At 51.8% G+C, this 13,223-nt stretch carries 13 protein-coding genes and 1 pseudogene; 6 read left to right on the top strand and 8 right to left on the bottom strand.

Going from position 1 to position 13,223, the window contains the following annotated elements; translation table 11 throughout:
* Positions 1-9: 9 nt before the first annotated feature.
* On the bottom strand, positions 10-999 hold the full coding sequence (locus NQ502_RS13170; RefSeq protein ID WP_028529432.1) for a lipoate--protein ligase: 990 nt from the start codon (positions 997-999) through the stop codon (positions 10-12).
* Between the two features lie 100 nt (positions 1,000-1,099).
* The gene (locus tag NQ502_RS13165) at positions 1,100-1,798 is read right to left on the bottom strand and encodes a GntR family transcriptional regulator (protein WP_049898299.1); all 699 of its coding nucleotides are present in this window, start codon (positions 1,796-1,798) and stop codon (positions 1,100-1,102) included.
* A gap of 247 nt (positions 1,799-2,045) precedes the next feature.
* Here NQ502_RS13165 and NQ502_RS13160 point away from each other — a divergent pair, with 247 nt between their 5' ends.
* From NQ502_RS13160 to NQ502_RS19525, 3 genes and pseudogenes are all read left to right on the top strand, one after another.
* Positions 2,046-3,020, top strand: coding sequence for a thiamine pyrophosphate-dependent dehydrogenase E1 component subunit alpha (locus NQ502_RS13160; protein WP_028529431.1), 975 nt, complete (start codon positions 2,046-2,048; stop codon positions 3,018-3,020).
* 4 nt (positions 3,021-3,024) lie between these two features.
* A complete protein-coding gene (locus tag NQ502_RS13155) occupies positions 3,025-4,005 on the top strand; it encodes an alpha-ketoacid dehydrogenase subunit beta (RefSeq protein ID WP_028529430.1) in 981 nt (326 codons plus the stop codon).
* 18 nt (positions 4,006-4,023) lie between these two features.
* Positions 4,024-4,188, top strand: a pseudogene (locus NQ502_RS19525) (biotin/lipoyl-containing protein); the annotation flags it as partial.
* On the opposite strand, the gene NQ502_RS13150 reads toward NQ502_RS19525, so the two are convergent.
* The gene (locus NQ502_RS13150) at positions 4,122-4,454 is read right to left on the bottom strand and encodes a hypothetical protein (protein WP_242830286.1); all 333 of its coding nucleotides are present in this window, start codon (positions 4,452-4,454) and stop codon (positions 4,122-4,124) included. The pseudogene NQ502_RS19525 and the gene NQ502_RS13150 overlap by 67 nt on opposite strands.
* Between NQ502_RS13150 and NQ502_RS13145 the strand changes: the two genes are divergently transcribed.
* The 3 genes from NQ502_RS13145 (at position 4,447) to NQ502_RS13135 (ending at position 7,745) form a co-directional block, all read left to right on the top strand.
* A complete protein-coding gene (locus NQ502_RS13145) occupies positions 4,447-5,394 on the top strand; it encodes a dihydrolipoamide acetyltransferase family protein (protein ID WP_242830285.1) in 948 nt (315 codons plus the stop codon). The two genes, NQ502_RS13150 and NQ502_RS13145, sit on opposite strands and share 8 nt — an antisense overlap.
* Positions 5,395-5,403: 9 nt before the next feature.
* Entirely contained in the window at positions 5,404-6,798 is a 1,395-nt protein-coding gene (gene lpdA, locus NQ502_RS13140; protein WP_028529428.1) for a dihydrolipoyl dehydrogenase, read from the top strand.
* A 179-nt stretch (positions 6,799-6,977) separates the two neighbouring features.
* Positions 6,978-7,745: an MBL fold metallo-hydrolase gene (locus NQ502_RS13135; RefSeq protein WP_028529427.1), complete on the top strand. Its 768-nt coding sequence runs from the start codon at positions 6,978-6,980 to the stop codon at positions 7,743-7,745.
* A gap of 48 nt (positions 7,746-7,793) precedes the next feature.
* On the opposite strand, the gene NQ502_RS13130 is transcribed toward NQ502_RS13135, so the two are convergent.
* From NQ502_RS13130 to NQ502_RS13110, 5 genes are all read right to left on the bottom strand, one after another.
* On the bottom strand, positions 7,794-8,663 hold the full coding sequence (locus tag NQ502_RS13130) for an MBL fold metallo-hydrolase (protein ID WP_044983414.1): 870 nt from the start codon (positions 8,661-8,663) through the stop codon (positions 7,794-7,796).
* Between the two features lie 74 nt (positions 8,664-8,737).
* Entirely contained in the window at positions 8,738-9,760 is a 1,023-nt protein-coding gene (locus NQ502_RS13125) for a sugar ABC transporter substrate-binding protein (protein ID WP_028529426.1), read from the bottom strand.
* A 52-nt stretch (positions 9,761-9,812) separates the two neighbouring features.
* Positions 9,813-10,739 carry an ABC transporter permease gene (locus NQ502_RS13120; protein WP_028529425.1) on the bottom strand — a complete coding sequence of 309 codons (927 nt, stop codon included), beginning with the start codon at positions 10,737-10,739 and terminating at the stop codon, positions 9,813-9,815.
* A 4-nt stretch (positions 10,740-10,743) separates the two neighbouring features.
* Positions 10,744-12,237 (bottom strand): sugar ABC transporter ATP-binding protein, encoded by a 1,494-nt coding sequence (locus tag NQ502_RS13115; RefSeq protein WP_028529424.1) that lies wholly within the window; start codon positions 12,235-12,237, stop codon positions 10,744-10,746.
* A gap of 23 nt (positions 12,238-12,260) precedes the next feature.
* Entirely contained in the window at positions 12,261-13,208 is a 948-nt protein-coding gene (locus NQ502_RS13110) for a 3-hydroxyacyl-CoA dehydrogenase family protein (protein WP_028529423.1), read from the bottom strand.
* Positions 13,209-13,223 lie beyond the last annotated feature (15 nt).

Below are 13,223 nucleotides of genomic sequence, written 5' to 3'. Positions count from 1 at the left end.
ACCGGGTATCTACATGTTTTTTCTGATCATCTTAATCACATCATCCTTCATTCTCTGACGTCCCTCGGTTTCCGTATCAATATTTACGACACGGAAAATCATCGCCTCCTTTCTGAATTCACATCCGGTCAGCGCATTCTGTATCCGTGGAATAAAGTCGGCATCCATGGCGTCCGAGTACGCCCGGCACTCCGTGATGACTGCGTCGTGTATCAGATATTCCAGCGTGATCCCCCCCCACAAATAACGTTCTTCCATTGCACAGCCAATCTCATCAAATCTGTTATATTTCCATTGATCAGACTGATACTTCTGCGATATCTTCTGAATTTCCGCCTCGTCCAGTTCCTCTATCCGAAGGGGTGTCAGGCCATACACCCTGCCAAATGCCTCCAGAAGGGCGGCTTGCAGAGAATCGACCGTAATCTGTGAATTTAAATCTGTGAGATTCACCACCCGGGCCTTCACCGAGTCAATCCCTTTCGACTGTATCTTTTTAAGCGATACCTTCAAATAGCGGGACAGACGTTCCAGATCCACCTGCACCATAATTGTTCCGTGGTGACAGCATCTGTCATGCTCTTCCACGAAGGCATTTCCAGAGAATTTCCGGCCATTGATCACGAGATCATTTCTGCCCTCTGCCCTGGCATGGAGTCCAAAAGAATTTACCGCCTCCAGCACTACCTGCATCTGCTTCTCCAGATGATAATCGGATTTTGTGGTCAGAAATGTGAAATTCAGATTTCCCAGATCGTGATATACAGCCCCGCCGCCTGAGCACCGCCTCACGAACGTACCTCCTTCTTCCTCCAGCAGATCCAGCTTACATTCTTTCCAGCAATTCTGATTCCGCCCGATCACAACCGTATGCCGGTTTCTCCATAAATACAGAATGCAGCTCCCCTCCTCTGTCATATGTAAGAGATATTCCTCGATCGCCAGATTCCGGCAGGGCTCCGTTCCATCCGACACAAAGTATTTTGCCTGTCTTATCATATCCCGCTCTCCTCCTTAACTTTATATTATAAATTATTTATTATCGATAATTCCATCTTATAAGAAAGCGCCTTTGCTCCTGTAAAACAAAGGCGCTTTCTTATTCGCCGTGTTCACTTTGCCTGTAAATATATTCTTCCATCAGGTTGGTCAGATGACCCTCCATCCGGTCCTTGACACCGGCGGCATCCCGTTTCTCTATGGAAGAAAGAATCTTCTGATGTTCCTCTTTCAGCTTCTGCAGGCTGTCCGGATCCATGAGCGCCGAGACCATGAACCAGTTCCGCATATTGCACTGCTCCCATAATTTCAGAAGGACCTCATTCCCCGTAGCCTGAATGATCATCTGATGAAAATTGGTATCACAATCCGTAAATCCCCGCAGATCCCCGGCTTTCGCATACCTGTCCATCTCCTCAAGCATATGCTTTAACTGATTTACGAGATCTGACAGCGCCTGATCCGACAGAGTATCGATCACATCGCTCATACTTTTTGACTCCAGGCAGATCCGCACACCGTAATTGTCCCGTATCTCCTTTTTCGTCATGACTTTTACCCTGGACCCCTTGAACGGCACGGTCTCTACCAGTCCCATTGCTTCCAGATCCCGGATGGCCTCACGCACCGGTCCCTGGGAGACACCGATTTCATTCGCCCAGTATGTCTCCTTAATTCTGTCTCCCGGTTTTAATGTCCCCTCGAAGATTGCATCTCTTATGATATTGCGCACCTCTTCGCGGAAGACCAGTCTCTGGGATTTCAAAGTTTGTTCCTGGATTTCTCTTTTATTCTGCAACGTCTTATCTTCCTTTTTCAGCATTGATATGTTTTGAAAATTATATCAGTTTTTACCAGTACCGTCAATGCAGGCCCTCATTTCCGGCCCGTTTCTCCAATATGCAGTAAAATCCTGTCTAAATTTTGTGCAATTTTATTGATTATAAATTATTGATAATTGATAATTCAAGTGATATGATGAATGAGAAGAGACGTCAAATCTGCAACTGTCAACTTACTATTTCATCTGATGGAGGTGTTTTCCTATGTTAGATAAGAAAACCTGTCTCTGGATCTACACAAAGATGTGGGAGATCCGGGATTTTGAAGAAACCGCATGGACCTTGTTCACAGAAAACAAGCTGCGGGGTTCTGTTCACCTGTATACCGGCGAAGAAGCTGTCGCAGCGGCTGTCTGCTCTCAGCTCTCAGACGATGACTATATCGCTTCCACTCACCGCGGTCACGGTCACTGCATTGCGAAGGGCGCGCAGCTTGACCGGGCTCTGGCGGAGCTCATGGGCAAGGCAACCGGTTACTGCAAGGGCCGCAGCGGCTCCATGCATATCGCCGATTTTTCCAAAGGCAACCTGGGCGCAAACGCCATTGTCGGAGGCGGAATTCCCATCGCCGTCGGCGGCGGGCTTGCCATTAAAATGCAAAACCGCCAGAACGTATCCGTCGCATTTTTCGGTGACGGCGCATCCAATCAGGGAACCTTTCACGAGGCTATCAACTTGGCAGCCGTGTGGAAACTCCCGGTTATCTTTATATGTGAAAACAATCAATACGGCATGACCGTACCGGTCTGGCAGTCCACCTCTGTCGAAAATATTTCTGACCGCGCTGCCGGATATGGAATTTCCGGTGAAACCGTGGACGGAAACGATGCTGCCGCCGTATTTGACGCGTTTGCCCGTGCAAAGATGCGCGCTTTGAGCGGAGAAGGACCCACGATCCTCGAATGTAAAACTTACCGCTGGCGCGGTCACTGGACCGGCGACCCGGAACCGTACCGTACCCGGAAGGAGGTCGAGGACTGGAAACAGAACAAAGATCCGATCGTCCGATTCCGAAGCTATCTTCTGGAGCATGAAATTGCAGCCGCAGAAGAACTGGACGAAATCCAAACCAAAGCTGCTGGCAAAATGGCGGAGGCCGTGACTTTCGCCCTGAACAGCCCTGAGCCCGATCCTGCTCATGTTCTGGACGATGTATTTTATGAAAAACAGGAGGTGTAATATTATGGGAAAACTCTCTTATGCACAGGCGATCCGCCAGACGATCGCCCAGGAAATGCGCCGTGACGAAAAAGTCTTTGTCATGGGTGAAGATGTGGAAAAGCTTGGCGGGGTCTATGGATGTACCCGCGATTTATATAAGGAATTCGGTACAGACCGGGTCCGCAACACCCCGATCTCAGAGTCGGCAATTATCGGATCGGCGCTCGGCGCCGCATGCTGCGGCATGCGTCCGATCGCTGAGCTTATGTACTGGGATTTTGCATTTGTCGCCGCAGACCAGATCTTTAATCAGGTAGCGAAAACACGCTACGTATTCGGCGGCAATGCGAAAATTCCTCTGGTAATCCGCGGTCAGCAGGGAACCGGACGCGGCAATGCAGCGACACATTCGCAGTCGCTGGAAAGCATTTTTATGCACATTCCCGGTATCAAGGTTGCCTGCCCGTCCACGCCGGCCGAAGCTGCAGGATTGCTCCGCACCGCTATCCGCGAGGATAATCCGGTATGCTTTTTCGAGCACAAGGTTCTGTACGCGTCCAAGGGTGAGGTTCCTGATGATCCGGAATTTATGATTCCTTTTGGAAAAGCGGATATTAAAAGGAGCGGGACGGACGTCACCATCGTAGCCAATCTGCTCTACGTGCAGCGTGCCCTGGAAGCCGCCGAAGAACTGGCAAAACAGGGGATCGAAGCAGAGGTCATCGACCCGCGCACGCTGGTACCCTTTGACTATGATACCGTCGCCGAGAGTGTCAAAAAAACCGGCCGTCTGATCGTCGTACACGAAGCGCATCAGAATAACGGCTGGGGTGCACAGGTGGTATCGCAGGTATCGCAGATGGTATTCCCCTATTTAGATGCGGCCCCTGTGCACATCGGAACAAAAGCCTGCCCGCTTCCCTTCAATACCATATTAGAGCAGGCAGCGCTTCCCGGTGTTGCTGATATCGTAAGCGCGTGCAGAGCTGCCGTGCATCGTTAGAAAGGAGACAACTATACTATGGCAAATATGATTATCATGCCAAAACAGGGCCTTCTGATGGAAGAAGGCACCATCACCGACTGGCTTGTGAAAGAAGGCGGAACCTGCACAGAGGGTCAGCCCCTTTTCGAAATGGAAACCGATAAACTGACCATCACCATGGATGCAACCGCCACAGGTACGGTACTGAAAATCCTGCATCCCGAAGGCGACACCGTCCCTGTCACCGAACCCATCGCCATTGTGGGCAAGCCGGGCGAGGATATCTCAGCACTTCTGGCTGAGAGTGAAAGTTCCGCTGACCCCGCCGTGCCAGCGCATACCGAAGCGCCAAAACCACAGTCAGAAGTCATGCCTGCAGCCGATGTCCCCGCGCCTCTTGCGCCCGGAGCAAAACTCCTTGCCTCCCCCCGCGCGAAGCTGTACGCCGAGGAGCATAATATGAACATACCTCCTATCACCGGCTCCGGTCAGGACGGCATGATCACTGAGCAGGATCTGAAGGACTATCTTGCCGCTCAGCCCGCCGCCACACCACTGGCCCGCAGGCTGGCGGACAACCGGGGCATTGACCTGCACGATGTCTCCGGAACCGGCTCTCGCGGAAAGATCACCTCCGCCGACCTCTCCGGTTCATCCGACGCCAACCCGGAAACTGCTGCGGCAGCCACTGCCGATGCTGCGCCTGCCGCATCCCCACGTGGAACCCGCCGCACTGCCATGAACGGCATGCGAAAGGCCATCTGCCGTAATATGCTGGCGAGCAAGGAGCAGAATGCGCAGACCAGCCACCGTATGACGGTGGACATGACGGCCGCCGTTGCGCTTCGAAATCAGTACAAGGCTTTGGGAATCAAGGTGTCTTACAATGACATTATCGTACGCGCCTGTGCCAAAGCGCTGCAGGATTTCCCGGTCGTCAACGCCTCTGTGGACGGCAATGATATCATTTATCATGATTATGTAAATATAGGCACCGCTGTCTCCGTGCCAAACGGACTGATCGTACCCGTCATCAAGGATGCGGACATGATCGGCCTGACCGGCATCGCAGAACAGTCTGCCGGGCTCATCGCCAAAGCCCGGGACGGGCAGCTGACCAGCGAAGACTACCACGGCGGTACCTTTACCGTGTCTTCACTCGGCATGTTCGACCTGGATGATTTTGTGGCAATCATCAATCCACCGGAATCCGGTATCTTAGCAGTTGGAAAGATTGCCAAAACCCCGGTTGTCGAGACCGATGAGAACGGCGAGGACCGGATCGTCATCAGATCCATGTGTGCGCTGTGCCTTTCCTACGACCACCGCATCATCGACGGCGCCGAAGCGGCAAAATTCCTGCAGAAGCTGAAAACGTATCTGGTAAATCCAGTGCTGCTCATTTAGGAGGTATCTATGAAAAAGTTCGATGCTGTTGTACTGGGCGGCGGACCGGGCGGTTATGTCTGTGCCATCCGTCTCAGTCAGAATGGCCTGAATACAGCGCTTATTGAAGAAAAAGACCTGGGGGGAACCTGTCTGAACCGCGGCTGTGTCCCCACCAAATCCCTGCTGCACTCCGCAGAGGTCTACCGCGAGGCCAGAGAAGCCGGCCGCTTCGGCGTGTCCGTTGGCGAAGTCTCCTTCGATTATGCCGCCTTTGCCGGACGCAAGGATGCGGTCTTAAAGACGCTGAGAAACGGTATTGCCGGGCTGCTCAAAAGTCACGGTGTTACCGTATTTACTAACCATGCTGTCCTTGACAGTCCCCGCCAGCTCCTGCTGGACGACGGTGAAATTCTGGAAGCCGATCATATCGTACTTGCCACTGGCTCAAGGCCTGCACGGATTCCCATCCCCGGCATTGATCTGCCGGAAGTAGTGGACTCAACCGCCCTCCTTGAGCTCACCAGCTGCCCAAAAAAGCTGGTGATCGTCGGCGGCGGCGTGATCGGAATTGAATTTGCCACCTTATTTTCCAGTCTCGGCACCTCTGTGACAATCCTGGAGATGCTGGATTCCATCCTCGCACCTCTTGATGCGGATATTTCCTCAGCCATCGGCAGCAAACTGACTGCCGGCGGCGTTCAGATCATCACCGGTGTGCGTGTCACCTCCATTACAGAGGGAATCACTGTTCATTACACCGATAAAGCTGGAACAGAAGGAAGTGTCGAGGGTGATCTCTGCCTGATGGCAGGCGGCAGAAAGCCGAACTCAGACAATCTGGGACTTGATAAGGCAGGTGTACGCCTCACAAAGCGCGGTCATGTGGATACTGACGGGCTGTGCCGTACCAACGTGCCCGGCATCTATGCCATCGGGGATCTAAACGGCAAGATGGAGCTGGCTCACGCGGCCTCCGCACAGGGACTGACGGTTGCATCCCATATCGCCGGTCTCCCCTGCAGGGCTTTTGATCCGCATCGGATCCCATCCTGCGTGTACACCGTTCCGGAGGCGGCCATGGTCGGGCTGACCGAACCCAAGGCCCGCGAGACTGGACGCGATATCGGCACCGGCGTCTTTTCCCTGTCCGGCAACGGCAAAGCAATGATTATGGGGCAAAATGAGGGCATGGTCAAGCTTATCTTCGATAAAAGTACCGGTGAAATCCTCGGCGCCCATATCTTAGCGCCCCGCGCTACGGATATGATTGCGGAGATCGCCGCCGTCATGAACGCGGAGGGAACCATCGACGAACTGGCCGAGACCGTTCATCCGCATCCCACCGTCAGTGAAGTCCTGATGGAAGCTGCCCACGCAGCGTATGGCAACTGTGTCCATGCTCCGAAAGTCAGAACAAAATAGCAATCCGCTCCTCCTTATTTTTAGATGCCGGGATTGCGGGAGCAAGCCAGAGGCATCAGTTGGGGGCAAAAAACCTTTTGCCCCCAACATCTTATATACATCCCAACTCAGCAGCTTCTTTCCTACGAGAAGCTGCTGAAACATTCTAATGATCCTCAAACAGATTGGAAAAATTGATAATGAAGAACCAACAAACGAAAAACCAGCTAAGAATCACCCTGCTGGCAAATGCCGGAATTGTACTGGAATATAACGGCTGTACCCTGCTACTGGACGGCATCTACCAGGACGATCAGCATGATTTCAGCAATCTTCCGCCGCATGCGTGGGACTGCGTTTCTCATTACGACTATCTGCTGTTTACTCACGCGCACCCCGACCACTTTTCTCCCGAGCTGACCCTTCACTTTCTGAAGAAGTACTCTGTCTGGGGAATCCTGCTGCCAGACTCTCCCGCCTTCTGCCGGGAGACTTTATTCCCGTATCTGAACAAAGAGCAGATTCCTTATCTCCCGCTCAGCGGTGACACCCCGCACATGAAGATCCAGGTAAAATCTGATATAAGCATCCGCATCCTTCCCACCGCCCATCTTGACAGGCATTACCAGGATGTTCCTCACTTCTGCTATCTGATCACCTGCGGCGGACGCTCTATATTATTTACCGGCGACGTGGATTATACCACGGAAACCTTTTCCCTCCTGAACGGTCAGAGGCTTGACGCGGTCTTTCTCAATCCTCTGTTCTTTCTGATGCTGGACACCCCCGCATATTTCCATGGCGTACTGAATACCGGAATGCTCTGCGTCTATCATGTTCCTTTTCCTCAGGATGACACCCGGCAGATCAATGATCTGCTGGCACACAGACTGGAGATTCTCCGGGATTCGGGGAGAACGGTGGTTGTGTTGAATGAGCCTCTTGAACAGATTGTATTCCCACAGTGAAAAACACACCAGCCCCATGGACCGGTGTGTTTTCCTCCTGCATTTTTTCTATTTATCCCTTTTTCTCATCAGATAGTCATAAGTTACCCGCACATTGTTTGTCTGAACGTATTCCATGCACTCCGACTGCCCGATATCCACCGGACAGCGGTCCGCAAAATGAATGCGGCTTACGCACTCCTCTTTTTCCCAGCCTTTGGCGATTCCATCGGCCACAGCTGCCAGCCAGTCATACAGGAATTTTTTGTTTTCTATGACCGCTTCTTTTCCTTTCACCGGCCCGTGACCGGGTACGATATAATCCACATCCAAACTGTTCAGCCAGTCCAAACTGGCAAACAGATCATCAAAGTCTGCACTGTGCAGCCAGATCTGACAGTCGTTAAACAGATTATCTCCCACGAAGACAACCCGCTCCTGGGGTACATATACGCTGACCTGTTCCGGTGAATGACCTGGGGTATGTACACAGTGGAAAACATGATCGCCCAGGGAAAACATCAGTTGCTCTGTAAAAGTGAGGTCCGGCGCCGCCACAATATATTCTTCTCGGGAAGGCATCCGCTCCAGAGCTTCCGGATCCTGACGCTGAATAATATCTACATTATAATCATGGACATCCATCTGAAAAGCTGCAGGAATCTTGAAGAAGCCGTCCAGGATCTTCTCATGCCCTATGATGGTGGCCCCCTCTTTTCTCAGCCAGTGATTGCCAAAAATATGATCAATATGTGATTCCGTATTCACCAGATAGCGAATACTGCCTGCCTTTTCTTTGGCAAAGGCGATCATCTGCTCCAGATTGGTGATCCACTGGGCTGTGTCAATAAATACCGCGCCCTCTTTCGTCAGGACGATACTGGGATCACATCCGCGGATTTCTGTTTCTGTATAAACATGCTTTGTTATCTGCTGCATAACGCTTCCTCTTTCCTGTTATCTTTTTTCAGAAAACAAATCGGGGAGCAGCCGCTCCCCGTCTGCTTTTCGAATCAGTACAGCTGGTCTACAAACTCCTCTACATTGTCAATGGTAATCAGATCCAGCGGATAGTACATCGTTTTCTCCTCCACGGTGCCGCCCTCGATCACAGTCACAACCGCGTCGATTGCAGGAATAACCATCGCACAGGGTGTCGTGATATCCATCGCCTGCTCACCATTTTTCAGACGCTCGTAGGCATCGAACTGGAAGTTCGCACCGCCTACCAGGATACCCTCCCGCCCGGAAGCTGCGATTGCCTGGCATACGCCGCCTGCCATCTCATCATTCGCACACCACACCGCGTCGATTTCCGGATGGGCTTTCAGCACACTTTCCATCACCGTCATGGCATCGGAACGATTGTAGTTGCCGTCCGACTCTGCCACCACCTCGATATCCGGATACTTGTCAACAATATTGTGGAATCCAACCGTACGGTTTTCCGCGGTAGAAACACCGGTACGTCCGGTAATATAAACCACCTTGCCTGAGCCTTCCGTGACATCTGCAATCCACTGACCGCCAATCTCTCCCAGTTCTACATCATCAGTACCTGAAAAGCATACATACTTGTCCGCAGCATTCGGTGCATCTCTCAGAACTGTTGCCACAGGAATGCCGGCGTCATAGCAGGCCCCGATCCCCTCATCCACTGAGTTGCTGCTCACTGGAAGTACAATGATTCCATCGCACTTTGCCTGGATCAGAGAGTTGATATCGCCCAGCTGCTTGGAGGCATCCCCTTCCGCATCCGTCACCGTATACTTATAGCCGCGCTCATTACACGTTTCCTCAAATACAGACGCAACCTCTGCATTGATCGCATTGGAATAGGTATCCAATGCCAGGCCGATGTGGTATGTGCCTCCGCCATCCTCGGAGCTCCCTTTGGTTTCCTCTGTCGTTTTGCTCTCTTCACCAGCTGCATCCTGCTTTGTCTCCTCCGTGTCCGCACTGCCTCCGCAGGCCGCCATCGATAAAAGCATACATAAAATCAGAGCTATAGAAAGCATCGTTCTCAATTTCTTCATTTGTCGTCTCCTTTTCCTTTTCGTTCTATGATGAGCAGCTGTGCCGCTTACATCACGCCTTTTTACGATTGCTGACATCCAGCAGTACCGCTCCCAGCATCAGAAGTCCCTTCACCAGCTGATTGTAATGGGTTGGAATTCCCATCAAAACCATACCATTGTTCAGCACTGCAATTATGAACACACCCAGCATCGTGTTCATGATACCGCCGCGGCCGCCCCGAAGGCTGGTGCCGCCGATGATTACCGCCGATACCGCATCCAGAGACCACCCATCCGCTGCATTTGTCTCTGCTCCGGACAACCGGGCCGTCAAAAGTACGCCTGCCAGACCTGCCAGCATACCGGCTATAAGATAGGTGGAAACCTTTATGCGGGCAGTGCGGATGCCGGAGAGGCGGGCCGCCTCCTCGTTGCTGCCGACCGCATATACATGCCGTCCATAACACCCCCGGTTCAATGCCACAAACGTCACGGCAACAATAATCACAAAAATAATGATCAAGGTCGGAATTCCAAAAAAGCTGCTGCGGACGATCGCCGTCAGTTTTTCACTGATCAAATAGTAGTTTTTGCCCTTGGTGCCTGCCATCACAATACCGCGCACAACCCGGCTCATAGCCAGTGTAAAGATAAATGGCTGCACACCGCTTTTTTCCAGTACCGCGCCGTTAAAAAGCCCGACTGCCGCTCCGATGGCCACGCCTGCCAGGACTGCCAGCACCGGAATATTGCTTAAATACCCCGCTGCGAGGCCGGCCAGGCATACCGTTGCATCCACGGAAAGGTCAATGCCCCCGGAAAGAATTACATAGGTAAGACCGACTGCCAGCAGACCATTGACCGTATTTGTCTTGATCACGTCTGAAATGTTGCTGATCGTCAGGAACTGATCTGTCAATACAGCAAACACGGCGCAGATGATGATAAACACCATCAACAAGGTATTCCTTTTGATAAATTCTTTTGTTTTTTCCATAGTTTTACTCCTCAACCGCTATCATCATGATTTCATCCTGTGTTGCCCCTTCTCCTGCAAGCTCGCCGCGCGGCTGCCCATCCTTCAGCACTAAAATCCGGTGTGCCATGGAAATCACCTCCGCCAGCTCCGAAGACAGCAGCAGAATCGCCATGCCCTGCTTAGCCAATTGGGCGATCATCTCATAGATCTCATCCTTTGATCCCACATCGATCCCCCGCGTGGGCTCATCCAGAATCAGGATCTTCGGATCGCGCAAAAGCCATTTTGAAAGCACCACCTTTTGCTGGTTGCCGCCGCTCAGATAACGGACCAGCTGTTCGGCGCCGGTGCATTTCACCCGCAGCTGCTGCGTCATTTCCCTGCTGAGCGTCTCTTCCTTTTTAACGTCCACAAGGCCCAGGGATGTTTTCATCTGATGCAGATTGGAAACAGCAATATTCTGTTTGATACTAAGATCCTGCAGAAGTCCGCATCCCTTACGGTCTTCGTTGACCAAAGCGATCCCGCAGCGCATGGCATCCTGCGGATGGCGGATCGATACCTCCCTGCCGTCCACGCAGATACGCCCGGCTAAAAGCTTATCCTCTCCAAAAATCACATTGGCCAGCTCTGTTTTCCCCGCTCCGAGCAGTCCTGTCACGGCCAGTACCTCGCCCTCGTGCAGCTGGAAAGACAGATCCTTCAGCTTCCCGGTAGTCACATGGTCAAGCTCCAGCAAAACCTTTTCCCCGGTAAAATTACGGTTCTCAACAAAGCGGCGGCCGCTTATAACCTCCTTTCCCAGCATCTGATGGATTACTTCCTGAAGTGTTATCTCACTGATCTGGGAAGTCGCTACATTTTTCCCGTCCCGAAGCACCGTGATCCGGTCACAGATCTCAAAGATCTCTTCCATATGATGCGAGATATAAATGATGGAGATTCCCCGCTGACGCAGGGTACGGATCGTCTTTAGAAAATGCTGGTATTCCCTGGGTGTCATCGCTGAGGTCGGTTCATCCAGAATGACCACTTTTGCGTCCCCCACCAGACAGCGGCATATCTCAGTAAAAAATTTTTCTCCGATCCCCACTTTGCGGATCGGGGTCCGCACGTTCACATCCAGATCCAGTTCTTTCATCATCCGAGCCGCCTCCTGCTCGATATACTTCTGATTAACCAGACCACGCTTCTTTTTTTCCTGTCCCAGAAAAATATTATCGGCAATGGAAAGATCCGGTGCCAGAGAAAGCTCCTGGTAAATGCATTGAATTCCACAGGCTTTCGCATCCACAGGATTTTTGATATCGACCACTTGCCCGTTCACGCGGATCTCCCCGCTATCCTTGCGGTGTGCACCCGACAAGATCTTAATCAGCGTGGATTTTCCAGCGCCGTTCGCTCCCATCAGCGCATGGATCTCTCCGGTCTTCAGGGTAAAATTAACATCCTGCAAAACCCGAACGCCAAAAAAACTCTTACAAATATCTGTCATTACGACCGCATCACTCATCATCGTCCCTCCTTCCTCATACACATTCACTCTGTTGGCAATGACCAGTTAAAACAGTTAAAATATGGTTCGCTGGAGCGCCTGCGGAAATCATCCGCGTCTTTTTTGCTCCAGTCATAGACGCCCCTGCCGGTCTTAAATCCTAACTCACCCCGCTCACATCTTTCCCTGATCAGCCCCTGTGTTTCTCTGGCATTGCACAGAGTCGGAAAAAGATAGTCTTCAATGCTGATGATCATATCCAGCCCGGCATAATCAAAATGCTCAAATATGCCGATCGACGTATACCGCGGCGCAAAACTGGTTCGCAGTGCCTGATCGATGGCCTCCGGCGATGCGATTCCCGCCTCAACCATATAAACTGCCTCCCGAAACAAGGCATGCTGCAGCCGGTTCGCAATAAAACCCGGCGCCTCTTTTTGCATCGTTACCGGTTCCCTTCCCACAGAACGCAGAAATGTCTCGATGATCTGAATTGTCTCAGGACTAGTATGTTCACTTGGCACTATTTCAACGCACGGCACCAGATGCGGAGGGTTGTACGGATGTGCCACAGCCAGCCGTTCCTTTGCCTTTATCTTACTGCACAGATCTTTCGGTGAAATTGCCGAAGTTGTCGAAACGATTGCCCGGAATTTATCGCAATGTTCTTCCACCCTTTGATATATGCGGTGCTTTAACTCAAGATTTTCTGCCAGACATTCTACAATAAAATCCGCATCCCTGATCGCGTCGATATCCCGTGTGATGGTAAGATAGCTGCGGCAGATCGCGGCCTGTGCTTCCGTCACAAGACCCTTTTGGGCCAAATCTTGATAATGAGTCTGATAGCGGACAAGGCCAGTCTTCTCCCCTCTCTCACTCATCGCCAGCATGGTGGTACGGTAACCGTTTCCGGTAAACAAGGCGGCAAGGCTCGCGCCGATCATGCCGGTACCAATAATTGCAATATTGTTTATGTCATCAATCTTCATGTGTTCCTCCTTATT

Origin of the sequence: Ruminococcus gauvreauii (assembly GCF_025151995.1) — a bacterium.
In the GTDB taxonomy this organism is placed as follows: domain Bacteria; phylum Bacillota; class Clostridia; order Lachnospirales; family Lachnospiraceae; genus Ruminococcus_G; species Ruminococcus_G gauvreauii.
This window is presented reverse-complemented; position numbering and strand designations above follow the sequence as displayed.